The organism is Arthrobacter sp. SLBN-112, assembly GCF_030944625.1.
GTDB lineage: Bacteria > Actinomycetota > Actinomycetes > Actinomycetales > Micrococcaceae > Arthrobacter.
Genome location: NZ_JAUSXY010000001.1, coordinates 705,188 through 720,631, shown reverse-complemented (window position 1 = coordinate 720,631; position 15,444 = coordinate 705,188). Strand labels below are relative to the sequence as shown.

Here is a 15,444-nt window from a genome sequence, read left to right as displayed (position 1 = left end):
ACGGCCAGGGAACCCTGCGGCCGTAGGCCCTGGTTTAACCAGCGTATGCCGTTCACCAATATCCGGACGCCCGGTGGAAAGATCAGACCCATGGACACCTCACCAGCCCCGGCCCCGGTCATGCCCGCGAGGCACCGGACCGTTCTCTTCTGGGTGTCGGTGGCGTGCGCCGCCGCCCTGATCCTGGTTCCCGCGTGGATGCTGGCCGGAAATCCTGCGGTCCTGGACGGCCACCCGCTGCTGCCGGGCATCCTCCTGGCCGCAGCTGCGGCGGGGGTGGCCTGGGCCGTCGTGCTGTGGCGTCGCCATGGTGTTCCGCGGCAACGCTCACGTGTCCGGGCCGTCGGTGCCTGGGTGGCCAGGCTCGCCGTGCTGGCGCTCGCCGCCGGGCTGGCCTGGCTCAGCCCCTTCGCTTACCAGCCGGGCCACGCAGCGGAAGCGGGCCCGACGTCGGACCTCGCCATCACCGAGTCAGCCACCGCCATCACCATGTCGCCGGAGGGCAGGACCGCCACGAAAGGACTGGTCTTCTACCCGGGCGCCCGCGTGGACGCCAAGGCGTACCAGGACATCCTGGCCCCTGCCGTGGGCGCCGGGTACCGGGTGGTCATACTGAAGGAACCGCTGGGGCTCAGCCTGCTGGACGGAAACCAGGCCCGGAGCGCCATGGCCGACAACCCGGACATCACCACGTGGGCGGTGGGCGGCCACTCGCTGGGCGGGGTATCCGCATCGTCCTTCGCGCTGGCCAACACCGATGTCAGCGGCCTGGTCCTCTACGCGTCCTACCCGATCGACTCGCTGCGCGGGCGGACCGGACTGTCCGTCCTCTCCGTCTCCGGCAGCCAGGACGGGCTCAGCACCCCTGCCAAGATCCAGGCGTCCCGCGAACTCCTCCCCGTGGACGCGGAATTCGCCGCCGTCCACGGCGGGGTGCACGCATTCTTCGGCGACTACGGGGCGCAGCCCGGCGACGGCGAACCCGGCATCAGCCGCCAGGCCGCGCAGCAGCAGATCGCCGCGGCCACCGTGTCCTTCCTTGGGCGGCTGCAGCGAAGTTAGCGGGCGGCGACTTAGCGGCCGATGTAGGTCGCCAGGTGCTGCGCGGTGAGCGTTGCCCGGCCGGACACCAGGTCCGCCGGCGTGCCCTCGAAAACGATCGAGCCGCCGTCGTGCCCTGCGCCGGGACCGATGTCGATGATCCAGTCCGCGTGCGCCATGACCGCCTGGTGGTGCTCGATGACGATGACGGACTTCCCGGAGTCAACCAGCCGGTCCAGGAGGCCCAACAGCTGTTCGACGTCGGCCAGGTGCAGCCCCACCGTGGGTTCGTCCAGGATGTAGATCTCCCCGGTCTCCGCCATCTGCGTGGCCAGCTTGAGGCGCTGGCGCTCGCCGCCGGACAGCGTGGTGAGGGGCTGGCCCAGGGTGATGTAGCCCAGCCCAACATCCGCCAGCCGTTCCAGGACCTTGTGTGCCGCCGGCGTTTTGGCCTCGCCCTCGGCAAAGTACGCCAGCGCCGCCTCCACGGACAGGTCCAGGACGTCGGCGATGTTCTTCCCGCCCAGGGTGAACTCCAGGACGGCGGCCTGGAACCGGCGGCCTTCACATTCCTCGCAGGTGGACTCCACCGTGGCCATGACGCCGAGTTCGGTAAAGATCACGCCGGCGCCGTTACAGGTGGGGCAGGCGCCCTCGGAGTTGGAGCTGAACAGGGCAGGCTTGACGCCGTTGGCCTTGGCGAACGCCTTTCGGATGGGTTCCAGCAGCCCGGTGTAGGTGGCCGGGTTGCTCCGCCGGGACCCCTTGATGGCGCCCTGGTCGATCACGACCACCCCGTCACGCTTCGCCAGCGAGCCGTGGATGAGGGAGCTCTTGCCGGACCCGGCCACGCCCGTCACCACGCACAGCACGCCCAGCGGCACGTCGACGTCCACGTCGCGCAGGTTGTTGGTGGAGGCACCCCGGACCTCCAGCGCGCCGCGGGGCGCCCGGACGGAATCCTTCAGCCGGGACTTGTCACCCAGGTGCCGCCCGGTGATGGTGCCGCTGGAACGCAGCCCGTCGACGTCGCCCTCGTAGACGATCTCGCCACCGCCGGTGCCGGCGCCGGGACCGAGGTCGACGACGTGATCGGCGATCGCGATCATCTCCGGTTTGTGCTCGACCACCAGGACGGTGTTGCCTTTGTCCCGCAGCTGCAGCAGGAGCGTGTTCATCCGCTCGATATCGTGCGGGTGCAAGCCGATGCTGGGCTCATCGAAGACATACGTGACGTCGGTGAGGGAAGAGCCCAGGTGCCGGATCATCTTGGTCCGCTGCGCCTCACCGCCGGACAGGGTGCCGGCCGGGCGGTCCAGCGACAGGTACCCCAGGCCGATCTCCGCGAAGGAGTCCAGGAGGTCCCGCAGTCCGGCCAGCAGCGGGCGCACCGTGGGCTCGTCCAGCCCGCGGATCCACTGCGCGAGGTCGCTGATCTGCATGGTGCACAGGTCCGCGATGTTCTTGCCGTTGATCCGCGAATCGAGCACCTCGGGCGTGAGGCGGGTGCCGCCGCAGTCCGGGCAGGTGGCGAACGTAACCGCCCGCTCCACGAACCGCTTTACGTGCGGCTGCATGGCCTCCACGTCCTTGGACAGCATGGACTTCTGGATCTTGGGGATGATGCCTTCGAAGGTGAGGTTGACGCCCTCCACCTTGATCTTGGTGGGTTCGGCGTACAACATCGTGTCCAGCTGCTTCGCGGTGAACTTCGCGATCGGTTTGTCCATCGGCAGGCCCATGCCCTCGAACAGCCGGCCGTACCAGCCGTCCATGGAGTAGCCCGGGACCGTAAGTGCGCCGTCGGCCAGGGACTTCGAATCGTCGTAGAGGGCGGTCCGGTCGATATCGCTGATGTTGCCCATGCCCTCGCACCTGGGGCACATGCCGCCCAGGTAGGTCACCTGGCGGACCACGTTTTTCTCCACCCGGCCGCCCTTCTCGGTGCTCATGATGCCGCTGGCCTTGCGGGTGGGAACGTTGAAGGAGAAGGCCGTGGGCGGCCCGACGTAGGGCTGGCCCAGGCGGCTGAACAGGATCCGCAGCATGGCGTTGGCGTCCGTGGCCGTGCCCACCGTGGACCGCGGGTTGGCGCCCATCCGCTCCTGGTCCACGATGATCGCCGTCGTCAGGCCCTCCAGCCTGTCCACGTCCGGCCGGGCCAGGCTGGGCATGAAGCCTTGGACGAAGGCGCTGTAGGTCTCGTTGATCATGCGCTGCGACTCGGCGGCGATGGTGGCGAACACCAGTGAGCTCTTGCCCGAGCCGGACACGCCCGTGAAGGCGGTCAGCCGCCGCTTGGGCAGCTCGAGGCTGACGTCCTTGAGGTTGTTTTCCCGCGCGCCCTGGACCCGGATGGTGTCATGCGTGTCGGCCAGATGCATCCCGGTTTGGGCAGCGTCGGTGCTGGTGTCGGTGCTCAAGGTGTCCCCCTCTATCCTGGGCGGTACTGCAAGGAGGCTGCGCTGGCAGCCCCCTGCGGCGTCGTCTGATATATACGTTGCTGGTTATATGCCTAAGACTGCTGGTTAATGCGGACGGTATTGCCTGCCGGGTCGCGGAAGGCGCAGTCGCGGATTCCATAGGGCTGGTCGATGGGTTCCTGGACGACGTCGGCTCCCGTCGCCTCCACCTTGGCGAACGCGGCGTCCACGTCAGGGGAGGAGAGGACGATCGTGGCGTAGGTGCCCTTGGCCATCATTTCGGCGATGGTGCGGCGCTCGTCGTCCGTGATGCCGGGGTCCACCGCCGGCGGGTGCAGGACGATGGAGACGTCCTTCTGGCCGGCCGGCCCACGGTGATCCAGCGCATGGTGCCGCGGCCCACGTCGTTGCGGATTTCGAAGCCCAGGGCGTCGCGGTAGAACGCCAGTGAGGCGTCGGGATCGGTGGCGGGAAGGAAGGTTGAGGAAATGTTGATGTCCATGGCAGTCATGCTAGTAACGGTTCAGGGGCGGGCGCTTCTCGATTCCTGACCGGTCTGGTGACCTGCTTCGCCACGCACGCGGGGATCCCCGCCGTCGAGTGCGCCGCCTCCTGCTTGTAGACGCTGGGTGGCATGCCCACCAGTTCACTGAAGCGGGTGCTGAAGGTTCCCAGCGAGGAACAGCCGACGGCGAAGCACACGTCCGTGACGCTGAGGTCGCCGATGCGGAGCAACGCCATGGCCCGTTCAATGCGCCGGGTCATGAGGTAGCTGTAGGGTGATTCGCCGTACGCGAGCTTGAAGCGGCGGCTGAAGTGGCCTGCGGACATGTGGACGTCCTTGGCAAGGGATTCGACGTCCAGCGGCTGCGCGTACTCCCGGTCCATCCGGTCCTTGACGCGGCGGAGTTGGGTGAGTTCCCGGAGGTAGGGATCGTTGGCTGGACTGCTGGTCACAGCTCCGATCGTGCTACGCCGCGGGGGTCTTGTCCAGACGTGGGGAGCGTCACGGTCCAGCGGCAGGAACGGCGTCCGCGCGCAGGATATGATTATGCCGCCGCCAGCGCATGAGGTCCTCGCCCGAACAGGGCTCGAGGCAACGCAGAGCTGGATGTGCGCGGTCCTGCGGGGACGGCATCCGGCGAAACCAAACCCTGAATCACCACCATTAGCCCTGCCCGGATACTGCGCAGGCAAACCCTTGAAAGGACGCCATGGAACTGCTGTGGGAAATCGCCGGTTGGGCAGGGGCGGTTGCGATACTCAGTGCGTACCTGGCCGTTTCCATGGGCTGGCTGAAGGCCGGCAAGGGGTTCCAGACGGCAAACCTGTTCGGCTCCGTTGCCTTCATCATTAACGGAACCCTTCACGGGGCATGGCCGTCCGTGGTCACGAACGTGGCCTGGTTCCTGATCTCCGCGGTGGCGCTGGTCCGGATGCGGTCCGAAAACCCCGCGCCCTCCGCCGAACCGGCGCAGGTGCAGTACCCGGGGGTACCGGACAGCACCGGCCAGATGGCCGTGGTGGAAGCCCTCGCCGGCTCCCTGCCGGTGATCCCTTCGGTACACCCCGCCGGGGACGGGCCGCGGCTGGCGCTTTAGGCGCCGCCGGCGGGACGTACGCGCAGGGTTCCTTCAGTCGCCGCCGGCTGTGTCGCCGTCGGCCCTCATCTCCTTGACCTCAGAGCGCAGGATCCTCACGGACTGGCCGAGGCTGCGTGCCATGGCCGGCAGTTTCGGCGCCGCGAACAGGAGCAGCGCCACAACCACAATGATGATGATGGGCCACGGGCCATCGAACAGTCTCCCCACAGTAAATCCTTTCGTTGCCTGCTTGCCTCGGCTATTTGCCCGCGGCGCTGGTGGTGGTGCGTCCGCCGTCTGCTGTCAGGGCCACCGTCACTGGTTGGCCGCCGAGGACGCTGATGTGCGCGGTGGTGCCGGCCCCCGGTTCCAGGGTGGCAGCCAGGGGAACGGCAAACTTGGCGGGGTCCCGGCCGATGATTTTGGCCGGCTGGCCTGATGGGTTCATGATGCTTTCAATCCGGACGTCACGCGCCGTGCCGGGGCCATTGTTGGTGACAGTCACCGCCCAGGTGGTGGTGCCGCCGGAGTACGCCTTTTGCACATCAGCCGTCAGCTGTGCCGCGGGCTGGGGGGTGCCTTCGTCGACTTCGAGGACCAGAGTGTCCCAGCCCGGTCCCTTGCCGGCCGCTGCTGGCGCGCCATGCGCGAACGTGATCCGGTTCTCGCCGGCTGTGAGCAGTGCTGCCGGGAAGGACAATACGGCGGTCCGTGGATATCCACTCCGGTCTGCCTGCCGGGCAATGGTGGAGTCGTTGTTGTTGGGGAGGACGCCGGTTATGGACGAGCTGTTGCCGTTTACGGCTACCGTGGGGGCGCCGCCCTGCTGCATGGCCGTTGCAACTGTGAGGTAGGCGGTTCCCTGGAAAGCACGCTCAAGCATGAACCGCACCGTCCAGGTGCCCCTGTTGGTCTGGGCGTAGTACCAGTCCGTGGGTTCCCAGCTTTCGCCGATGGTGAAGGTCAGATCGGCCGGTATGGTGGACGGTTTTAGGTAGCCTCGCGGCTTGGCGTTCACCGGCGACTTCGTCGCCAGTGCATACTCTCCGGCGGTCCGGTCGGAGCGGCCCAGCTGCCAGAGGAATGTCCCGTGGCTGCCGGGGGTCCAGAGGATCTCGCCGAGGTCCTGGGTGCTGCCGGATACCACGACGCCGGGCCGGCGGTAGAGGTCGGTAACGGAGCCGTCGGCCGGCTGAATGTACAGGACGTAGGAGCCTGGTGCCGTGCTGCCGGGCTTCCATGCCTGCGGGATACCGGGGAGGGTGAAGTGTCCGTCGGTGTCGGTTTTGACGAAATAGGTGGGCTCGGCGATGGGGAACAGGCTGTCGCTGTCCTGGGTGGACAGGATCACGTGGAAGTTGGCGGCGGGCCGGCCATCCGCCAGGCGGACCCGGCCCGTTACTGTGGTGCGGCCGGCCGGTGACGGGTAGAGGGGATCGGACACCCATGGCGCGCCGCCCCGGTGCTCGCTGATCTCGGTTTCGGCGGTGCGCGCGGCCTGGGCGATCATCGCGTCGGGATCGGAGTCGTCCCCGACGGTGAAGAAGGTCAACCAGGGCCCGTACAACCGCCGGTATCCCGCCGGGATGGGATAGGCGGGTTCCCCGTAGTGGTTGCGGGAGAAATAGTTCAGGATGAGTGCGTCCTGGTGGATCCCCAGGTCCTGGTGCTGTGGCCCGGCTCCATAGAACGCGCACAGGGTGTCGTCCGTGATGCCGCCCAGTGGAGTGAACCAGGCACCGTAGCCGTGGCCGAAGTGCCCGAACATCGGGTTCTCGTGGTGATACAGGCTCCAGTCGTACTTGCTGTAGACCGCGTCCGCCGGCAAATTCCCGGAGTTGCTTTCCGGACTGGGAAGGGTGGCGTTGTTGATGCCGTCCACCTTCCAGGTCTCGTCCTGCAGCCTCTGCTGGGTGGCGAGGTAGGCGTATGTTGGCTGCTGCCCCGCGCCGCGCTCCCAGTTGTAGGCATGATCGAGAATGCTGCGGTCCCACCTGGTATTCATCCGGACCTCGTTGATGGCCGTGTCGGTCACCGCGGTCATAACGTTGTAGCCATAGATTCCCCGCCGGCCCGAGCGCATCACGAGGTGGTGTTCATGGCGCAGAGGGGTGCTGGTCGTGTCGACGAAGACCACCTCAACCAAGCCGGGTTCGGCCCGCACAACGTCAATCCGCGAACACACAAGACGGGTCTTGCCACCGGAGGCGTCCACATAGAAGGAGTGCTGCCGGTCCGGATCCCGCGGCTCGACGCCATTGAGGTTGTGTGCCAGCTCCTGTCCGCCCACCACGATCGACGTCGCCGTAATGGAGACATCGGACCAACCGGTGGGGATGCCGGTGTCATCCCGTCCGAACGTGGCCCGCACCAGCCCGTTGTCCAGGACCAGTTCCGGGACCTCTGCCGGGAAGGCGTAACTGCCCACACTGGCCGGAGCGCCACCGATCAACACCTTGACGCCTTCTCCTGCTGCCACCGGCGGCGCCGCCGAGGCAGCGCCCCCGGCCTGGCTGGCAAGGACCGCACCCAGCGCCGCCCCGCCCACCCCCTGGATGGCGTTTCGGCGGGTGATTCCCCGACCCTGGGACGGTTGCATTCCGTTGTGCTGCATACATGGCTCCTCATTGAGCGGAGGCTGGAAAACGCTTTCCGGATGATTGAAACGATTTTATGAGGGGTTGGCCGCAACGTCAATGGCGTACGGCAGCCGCTTCCGGACTCCGACAAGGCATCCGGAGTCCCGTCATCCTCAGTTGGCGGGAGCCCAAGCGAATGCGCTCAAGCTGCACGCACTATTCCGGGCGCCGTGGCGAGTACACGATCGTCCATATAGCTGAGCGTTTTTGCCATGGTCACCCGTCAAGACCACTTCTTAGCCTTGACGGGTGACCAACCAACTCAGCGAGCGGAGCAGGGTTGACCTGCCCGATGCCCTGCCGGGCCAGCAGGAGATCCTTGACGCGGGGGGCATTGCCTGCGGGAGAACCACCTGATCCTTACCGCCCAGTGAACTGAAAGACGTCTTCATGCCCTCCCGAAATACGGCCCTTGAACTTCCGACTGCCGTCCACCGGCCGCACGGGAATGCCTTGCTGCGGCCGCCCATGAGCAACATCGAGGATCCGCACGTCAGGTGGCGGGTCACAAACCACTACCTGGAATGCGGCGGACGCCCCGCCATTCCGGTCTCCGGGGAAATCCACTTCAGCCGGTTGCCCCGTAACCGCTGGGAGGACAGGCTTCGCCTGATGAAGGCCTGCGGTATCACCGTAGTGGCCTGCTACGTCTTTTGGATCCACCATGAGCCGGTGCAGGGTGGGGCGCGGTTTGACGGCAACCTGGATATTGCGGCGTTCGTGCGGCTCTGTGCCTCCCTGGACCTGGACGTCGTGCTGCGCGTCGGGCCCTGGGCCCATGGCGAGGTCCGCAATGGCGGCTTCCCTGACTGGGTCCAGGCGGCCGGCGTCGAACACCGCACCAACGATCCCGCGTACCTGGCCATGGTGGAGCGCTGGTACAACCGGCTGGGAGCGGAGCTGCGCGGCCTGACCGGGCCGCACAGCAACGTGATCGGCATCCAGCTTGAAAACGAGCTCTACGACCAGCCGGCCCATATTTCGCGGCTGAAGGAGCTGGCACGGGCGGCCGGACTCACGGCCCCCATCTGGACCGCCACCGCGTGGGGCGGGGCCGACCTGCCCGAGGCGGAGGTGCTGTCGGTCTTCGGCGGCTACGGGGACGGGTTCTGGGTGGATGCCGACGCGGCCTGGGACCCGACGTTCCGCCAGCACTATTTCTTCAGTCACCAGTGGGACGATCCCGGCATCGGCGCCGACCTCCGCGAACACCTCTCCGGAAGCGATGCCGCGCCGCCCCGCTCCGCCTCAAGCCTTTATCCGCCGGCCACCTGCGAGCTCACCGGCGGCATGGCCACGGCCTACCACCGCCGGCCATGGCCACAGGACAAGGACGTGGCGGCCGTTGCCAACAACAAGATCGGCAGCGGATCGGGCTGGCAGGGGTACTACATGTTTGCCGGCGGGACGAACCCTGCGGCCGGCCTGCAGGAGTCCCAAGCGACGGGCTACCCGAACGACTTCCCCGAGTTCGATTACGACTTCCATGCGCCCATCGGCGCATCCGGCAGGCTGGCGCCGGGCTTCGCGCTGCTGCGCCGGCAACACGCATTCCTGGCCGCGTTCGGGGAGCGCCTGGCGCCGATGCCGTCCACCTTGCCGGACCGGGAGCCGTCGGGGGTCGAGGACGCGGAGACCCTGCGCTGGGCGTTGCGTTCGGATGGGGACTGTGGCTTCGTATTCATCACTTGGCACCAACCGCATATTCCTCTTCCGATATATTTTGGCGCGCAGTTCCGTTTAGGCCTGGCTGATGGGCCGGTGATAGTGCCCGACTCGCCCGTTGACATTCCCGCAGGCACCATCGCCGCGTGGCCGGTGAATCTGGAGGTGGGTGGCGTCCGGTTGCTCTGGGCCACCGCGTCCGCGCTGACAGTGCTCGATCCGGAGGGATCGCCCACGTTGGTCCTTGCCGCGGAAGCCGGCATCGAACCGCGGCTGTGCCTGCCGGAGGGGACTGTCCTGTCGGGGGAGGCTGCTCCGCTGGGCGGGAATGCTTACGCGGTTCCTTCTTCTTCCGCAGCGCCGGTGACGGTGACGTGTTCTGCGGGCGCCTTGAAGATTCTGGTGCTGCCGGCTTCGCTGGCGGAACAGGCATGGATGCTGGATACGCCTCGCGGCCGGGAGCTCGTGCTGTCCGCCGAGCCGGTATGGGTTGATGCGCGTGGTTTGGTGGCGGGCCGCTCTTTGGGAATGGCGTCGGTCCGGAGGTATTCGAGCCGGTCCGGCCGGTTCGAGACTGTTACTGCCGACGCGGTGGTCAGGGAACCTTCCCGCCTGGACGTTACCGTGGCGCCCGTCCGCAGTGCCGCTGCGGTTCCCGCGTTCTTCGGTTCGCTGGCCGGCCGGGCTGCCGCGCCGGGCGGGGAAGCGGTGGCGGAGTTCGCCGCGGTGTACAGGCTGGAGCTTCCGACGACGGAGATCGCCGCTGGCGGTGGGCCCACCGAGCTGGAGATCACCTGGGCAGGCGACGTCGCCCGGCTGCTCGTGGACGGCCGGGTAGTGGCCGACCGCTTCTGGGACGGGTCTGCTTGGATCATCGAAATCGGCGACGCCGGCATCCGTCCGGGAGCGGACGTTTTGCTTCAAGTCCTGCCGCTTCCCAAGGCCGCGAAGGTGGGTTTGCCGGCCGAGGCCCGGTGCCGGAGGGACGCGGCGGTTGGTGACCTGCTTGCCGTGGACGGGGTGCAGCTGGTGTGCTGGTCTGATTGGCGGGAAGTCCTGGGCTGAGACGTCCCCGCCGTCTTACTATGGACGTTTCGTGACGGAGGGGGCCGTATGGAGCGGGCGCATGGTTTCCAGAACCAGCGGCTGGTGGTGGTGCCCCGGCCGCTGGTCCTCGAAGCTCTCAGGCGTCCCATAACCCGCAGCCTGGTGGTCACCGACGCCGGCGTGTTTCCCGCCGCGGAGGACCACGGCCGCTACCGGCCGCAGGGCGCGGAGGAAACCATCGTCATCCTGTGTGTTGACGGACGGGGGTGGGTGGAAACCGCCGGTGCGCGGACCGACGTCGGCAAGGGTTCCGCCGTCGTCCTTCCTGGCGGCACAGGCGAGGCGCATGCGTACGGTGCCGCCAAGGATGATCCATGGACGATCTGGTGGTGCCACGTCCGGGGGACGGATGCGGCGGAGCTGGTTGAAGGTGCCGGTATCACGCCGGGCCGGTGCATCGTTCCGGTGGTGTCGGTGGACCGGTTGACGGCGATGCTGGATGAAATCATCAGTGCCCTGGAGAAGGACCAGTCGCCCGCCCGGTTGGTGGCCACGGCGGGGATGGCGTGGAAGCTGCTGGCCACGTTGGCCGTGGACCGCCGCGTTCCGGAAAAGGGGACCCCGCTGCAGCAGGCGATGAACTACCTGGAAGAGCGGGTGGACGGTGCCATCCGGTTGGCTGACCTGGCCGCCTTGGTGGGTGTTTCGTCGTCGCACTTGAGCAAGCTGTTCCGGGAGGCGACCGGCGGGGGAGTGCTGGCGCACCATACGGCGCTGAAGATGGCGCGGGCGCGGCATTTGCTCGATACCACCGGCCTGACCATCGCGCAGGTGGGCCGCAGCGTGGGGCTGCAGGACCAGTTCTACTTCTCCCGGCAGTTCCGCAGGCTGCACGGGGTCAGCCCCAGCGCGTACAGGGCGGAGCGGAAGGGGTAGGGCAGGCGGCCGGGGGAGATTTCCGTTGCCAGTTGGCTTCCAGCACGATGTTTTGGGTTTGGTTTCTTGGCAATCTGTCAGGTTGAGAGCCAGGACCGTCGTGGCTGATTGTCCGGGAATGCCGGCATGGACCCTATTCCGACGGTTTTCGGAGGGCTGCCTGACGTCAGGTTGGGGTGTAGTTCACTTACTTGATGTTGTCGTTTGACGCTGGCCAGGACCATGAAGTGCCGGAGGCAGTTGGCCGCTACGGGCCACGGTGAGATATTCCCGTCGCAATGAGAGCATGATTTCGCGACAGGTGGCAAGCAGAGGAGCACGTACCTGCCCCGCGATATGGGGTTCGGTTACGTGCTCCTACGTCCTGTTGTGCTGCCGATGTTCCGTTAGTTCTGATCGTTAGGACCGGGCAATCGTCAGTGCAAAAAGCGCTCCCAGTCATCCGGTAAGCGCCCTGCCGGTCCCGGAACGGGCTGGCTGAGCGGATGGTGTTGGGGAGGGGCCAGAACCGGACCTTCGTAGTACTGCTCGGTAGTGTAGTTCCAAAACCAGTCCTCACCATGCTCGAAGGAACTGACAAATTCATGGCCGGTGGCGGCGGCGTGCGCACTTGCGTGCTGGGAGGGCGAGGAGTCACAGCAACCAATGTTTCCGCACTGAGCGCAGCGGCGTAGATGGAACCACCATCCTCCTTCGTTCTCGCAGTCGGCGCACCCCGTGCCGCTCGGCACCGCGGAGGGGTTAATTCCTGGTGGGTAGCTCATCTACTGGCTTCCTTTGCGCGAGAACGCCCGCCGGCGCGGGCGGCTCCTTGCATAGTAGAGCAACGCGTGTTCTTGCCGTAAGGTGCCGCGGAAGTCTTGAAGTTCCTCGGCGTGGGTGGGAAACTTGCGCGAGATTTCACGGCTGCTCGGAATGGGTGAGATGAACACGGATGGCTCAGGGACGTGGCCTTATCTGCCAACGGCCCAGTGGCAGGACACGCGCGACACCCTGCAGTTGTTCACCCAGATGGTCGGGAAGGTAAGCCTGGCTCACTCGCCGCTGGTTAATCACTGGTGGAACTGCAGTCTCCGTGTGACGGCCCGTGGGCTTTCCACCGTGCTGATGCCCCACCCGGGGGGTCAAAGGTTCCAGATCGATTTGGACTTTCAGGCCCATCGTCTAGAGATTGTGACCACGTCCGGCGCGGCGCGCTCATTCGGTCTCGTCTCCCTCTCCGTCGCGGACTTCTACACCCACCTGCTCCATTGCCTGAGCGAGCTGAATTTGACCACGGAATTTTGGCCTGTTCCGGTGGAGATTTCCGGTGCGGTTCCCTTCCCTGACGACTCGACGCATGCATCCTACGACCCCGAGCCGGTCCGTCGTTTCTGGCTTATCCTGGTCGAGGCCGAGCGTGTTTTCACAATCTTCCGCGGGCGATTCCTGGGCAAAGCCAGCCCGGTCCAACTGTTCTGGGGGTCCTTGGACCTCGCAGTAAGTCGTTTCTCCGGCAGGCCTGCGCCGCCTCATCCTGGCGGTGCGCCGAACTGTGGACCCCTTGTAATGCTTGAAGCGTATTCCCACGAGGTGAACAGTGCCGGTTACTGGCCCGGGGGCGGGCCCGAGGGCATTTTTTTCTCGTACATTTACCCCGAACCGGAGGGGTTCCGAGATTTTCCGATTAGACCTGCCGGCGCCTATTTCAGTACCGAGCTCAGTGAATTCGTGCTGCCCTACGCGCTGGTGCGGACTGCAGAGGATCCCGAGGCCACACTCCTTGAGTTCCTTCAGAGCACCTATGAGGCCGCCGCGATTTGTGCAAGCTGGGACCGTGCAGCCCTGGAACGCCGAGGCTGACCTCGCGGCTCAGCCCGCCGTGTCCTGATGATTGCCCAAGCACTTGCGATCTGAGTAAGAACAACCAATAAGAACGGCTGTTTACAAACGAGCGACTTGGTACTAATGTCAGGACATGTGCGGATTGAAGAATGCTCCATTGCCACGTGCATGAAGAGGTTGTTTTGAACCGGATGCGGTCCGAAGACAGCGATTCGCGGTGGGGATCTCCATCGCATAGGACCCCAATGTCGAACATTTGTGCCTCGGAGACCGGAACGGCCCACCGTTGCAGTAGTTGAACCCAGAAAGGACGAGATTGCCTTGCCCCACGAGCTTCTTACGATCGGGCGCATCAGCGTTGATATCTACCCCAACGACATCGGGGTTGGCCTGGAGGATGTTGAGTCCTTCGGCAAATACCTTGGTGGTTCACCGTCCAACGTCGCCGTTGCGGCAGCCCGCCACGGCCGCAGGGCAGGCGTGATTACCCGGACAGGGGACGACCCCTTCGGCACCTACCTGCACCGCGAACTGGGCAAGTTCAATGTCGACGATTCGTTTGTAACCCCGGTCGTGGGCCTGCAGACGCCAGCGACGTTCTGTGCCATCAAACCCGCGACGGACGAGTTCCCGCTGTACTTCTATGGCCGTTTCCCCACCGCACCGGATCTGCAGATTAAGGCCGAAGAGCTGGACCTGGACGCCATCCGCGGGGCCGGGATTTTCTGGTCCACGGTGACCGGCCTGTGCCAGGAACCTTCCCGGTCGGCGCACATCGCCGCCCACGAGGCCAGGAATCGAGACCGGCTAAGAATTGGCCAGTTCACCATCCTGGACCTGGACTACCGGCCCATGTTCTGGGCTTCCGAGGAGGAAGCGCGCGCGGAGGTCGCAAAGATCCTGCCGCACGTTACCGTTGCCATCGGCAATGACAAGGAATGCGCGGTTGCGGTCGGCGAGGGCACCCCTGACGAGCAGGCGGACCGGCTGCTGGCCGCCGGGGTCGAAATCGCCGTCGTCAAGCTCGGCCCGGAAGGGGTCATGGCCAAGACCCGCACCGAACGCGTAGTTTCCGCCCCGGTCCCGGTGGAAACCCTGAACGGCCTGGGTGCCGGTGACTCCTTCGGCGGCGCCTTCTGCCACGGGCTGCTCTCGGGCTGGCCCCTGAAACAGGTTCTGGACTATGCCAACGCCGCCGGTGCGATTGTGGCCTCGCGCCTGTCAGCTTCAGATGCCATGCCGACCCCGCACGAGGTCATCTCGCTGCTGGCAGAACGGGGACGTTCTGTGCCGGGCACCGTTTCCGGCACTTCCATTACTGAAGGAGCAGCACTGTGACCCTCACCCCGATCGCCTCAAACAATGCCGTCGATGATGATCCGCGCCGTTACGAGCACCTGAGCACCATCCGCCTCGAAGACCCGGACGCCGTGGCCCGCGCCGCCCAGTCCCGGCGCCGCCACCCAGGCGTGAAGGCGGGGCGGCAGAACTTTATCGTTGCCGCCGACCACCCGGCCCGCGGCGCCCTGGCCGTCGGCTCCGATCCCGTGGCGATGGCTGACCGCCGGCAGCTGCTGGACCGGCTCCAGGTCGCGCTGGCCAACCCGGCCGTCGACGGTGTCCTGGCCTCCCCGGACATCATGGATGACCTGTTGCTGCTGGGTGCCCTGGACGGCAAGCTGGTGTTCGGTTCCATGAACCGCGGCGGCCTGTCCGGGCTGGTCAACGAACTTGATGACAGGTTCACGGGCCACACCGCGGCAGCACTGGAAGCCCTCGGCGCGGACGGGGGGAAGATGCTGACGCGGATCTGCCTGGGCGATCCGGACACTGTGGTGACTCTTGAGGCAACGGCCAAGGCTATCGATTCTTTGGCGGAGCGGAAGCTGATCGCCATGGTGGAGCCGTTTCTGTCCAGATGGGAAAACGGCAAGGTCAAGAATGACCTCTCGACGGACTCGGTGATCAAGTCCGTCGCGATTGCCGAGGGACTGGGTTCCACCAGCGCCTACACGTGGATGAAGCTGCCAGTGGTGGCGGAGATGGAGCGCGTCATGGCGGCCACCACCATGCCCACGGTCCTGTTGGGCGGTGACCCGGACGGTTCCCAGGACGAGGTGTTCGCCACCTGGGGTGCCGCGCTGGCACTGCCGGGCGTGCAGGGGCTTACCGTTGGCCGCACCTTGCTTTACCCCTCTGACGGGGACGTCGCGGGCGCCGTCGCAGCGGCTGCCTCGCTCCTGCATCACACCACTGAAATCCCGGAGAACTAGCAATGGGCGCAAC

The 15,444-nt window shown here is 66.1% G+C and carries 11 protein-coding genes and 2 pseudogenes; 7 read left to right on the top strand and 6 right to left on the bottom strand.

Going from position 1 to position 15,444, the window contains the following annotated elements; genetic code table 11:
• Window positions 1-90: 90 nt before the first annotated feature.
• Window positions 91-1,062, top strand: a complete 972-nt coding sequence (locus QF050_RS03405) for an alpha/beta hydrolase (protein WP_308929163.1) — start codon at window positions 91-93, stop codon at window positions 1,060-1,062.
• A gap of 11 nt (window positions 1,063-1,073) precedes the next feature.
• Here QF050_RS03405 and QF050_RS03400 read toward each other — a convergent pair whose 3' ends face one another.
• From QF050_RS03400 to QF050_RS03390, 3 genes and pseudogenes are all read right to left on the bottom strand, one after another.
• Entirely contained in the window at window positions 1,074-3,464 is a 2,391-nt protein-coding gene (locus tag QF050_RS03400; protein WP_374121494.1) for an ATP-binding cassette domain-containing protein, read from the bottom strand.
• Between the two features lie 92 nt (window positions 3,465-3,556).
• Window positions 3,557-3,966 (bottom strand): annotated as a pseudogene (locus QF050_RS03395) (VOC family protein).
• Window positions 3,967-3,971: 5 nt separating this feature from the next.
• Complete coding sequence (locus tag QF050_RS03390; protein WP_308929162.1) at window positions 3,972-4,421, bottom strand: helix-turn-helix transcriptional regulator; 450 nt, start codon at window positions 4,419-4,421, stop codon at window positions 3,972-3,974.
• A gap of 257 nt (window positions 4,422-4,678) precedes the next feature.
• On the opposite strand from QF050_RS03390, the gene QF050_RS03385 reads away from it, so the two are divergent.
• Entirely contained in the window at window positions 4,679-5,065 is a 387-nt protein-coding gene (locus QF050_RS03385; protein ID WP_308929161.1) for a YgjV family protein, read from the top strand.
• Window positions 5,066-5,101: 36 nt separating this feature from the next.
• Here the strand turns inward: QF050_RS03385 and QF050_RS03380 are convergent.
• A pseudogene (locus QF050_RS03380) lies at window positions 5,102-5,275 on the bottom strand (Sec-independent protein translocase subunit TatA); the annotation flags it as partial.
• Window positions 5,276-5,306: 31 nt separating this feature from the next.
• On the bottom strand, window positions 5,307-7,661 hold the full coding sequence (locus tag QF050_RS03375) for a polysaccharide lyase family protein (protein ID WP_308929160.1): 2,355 nt from the start codon (window positions 7,659-7,661) through the stop codon (window positions 5,307-5,309).
• A gap of 415 nt (window positions 7,662-8,076) precedes the next feature.
• Here QF050_RS03375 and QF050_RS03370 point away from each other — a divergent pair, with 415 nt between their 5' ends.
• Window positions 8,077-10,416: a beta-galactosidase gene (locus tag QF050_RS03370; protein ID WP_308929159.1), complete on the top strand. Its 2,340-nt coding sequence runs from the start codon at window positions 8,077-8,079 to the stop codon at window positions 10,414-10,416.
• Window positions 10,417-10,464: 48 nt separating this feature from the next.
• Entirely contained in the window at window positions 10,465-11,334 is an 870-nt protein-coding gene (locus tag QF050_RS03365; RefSeq protein WP_308929158.1) for an AraC family transcriptional regulator, read from the top strand.
• 416 nt (window positions 11,335-11,750) lie between these two features.
• On the opposite strand, the gene QF050_RS03360 is transcribed toward QF050_RS03365, so the two are convergent.
• Window positions 11,751-12,098, bottom strand: a complete 348-nt coding sequence (locus QF050_RS03360) for a UBP-type zinc finger domain-containing protein (protein ID WP_308929157.1) — start codon at window positions 12,096-12,098, stop codon at window positions 11,751-11,753.
• A gap of 124 nt (window positions 12,099-12,222) precedes the next feature.
• Between QF050_RS03360 and QF050_RS03355 the strand changes: the two genes are divergently transcribed.
• The 3 genes from QF050_RS03355 (at window position 12,223) to QF050_RS03345 (ending at window position 15,431) form a co-directional block, all read left to right on the top strand.
• Window positions 12,223-13,176, top strand: a complete 954-nt coding sequence (locus QF050_RS03355) for a DUF5996 family protein (protein WP_308929156.1) — start codon at window positions 12,223-12,225, stop codon at window positions 13,174-13,176.
• 303 nt (window positions 13,177-13,479) lie between these two features.
• On the top strand, window positions 13,480-14,496 hold the full coding sequence (gene iolC / locus QF050_RS03350) for a 5-dehydro-2-deoxygluconokinase (RefSeq protein ID WP_308929155.1): 1,017 nt from the start codon (window positions 13,480-13,482) through the stop codon (window positions 14,494-14,496).
• The gene (locus QF050_RS03345; protein WP_308929154.1) at window positions 14,493-15,431 is read left to right on the top strand and encodes a deoxyribose-phosphate aldolase; all 939 of its coding nucleotides are present in this window, start codon (window positions 14,493-14,495) and stop codon (window positions 15,429-15,431) included. The genes iolC and QF050_RS03345 overlap by 4 nt, the downstream gene beginning before the upstream one ends.
• Window positions 15,432-15,444 lie beyond the last annotated feature (13 nt).

Bases quoted from the DNA above. Each gene is read 5' to 3' on its own strand.
- QF050_RS03365 (WP_308929158.1), top strand. From the start codon at position 10,465: ATGGAGCGGGCGCATGGTTTCCAGAACCAGCGGCTGGTGGTGGTGCCC.
- QF050_RS03370 (WP_308929159.1), top strand. From the start codon at position 8,077: ATGCCCTCCCGAAATACGGCCCTTGAACTTCCGACTGCCGTCCACCGG.
- QF050_RS03360 (WP_308929157.1), bottom strand. From the start codon at position 12,098: ATGAGCTACCCACCAGGAATTAACCCCTCCGCGGTGCCGAGCGGCACG.
- QF050_RS03375 (WP_308929160.1), bottom strand. From the start codon at position 7,661: ATGCAGCACAACGGAATGCAACCGTCCCAGGGTCGGGGAATCACCCGC.
- QF050_RS03385 (WP_308929161.1), top strand. From the start codon at position 4,679: ATGGAACTGCTGTGGGAAATCGCCGGTTGGGCAGGGGCGGTTGCGATA.
- QF050_RS03405 (WP_308929163.1), top strand. From the start codon at position 91: ATGGACACCTCACCAGCCCCGGCCCCGGTCATGCCCGCGAGGCACCGG.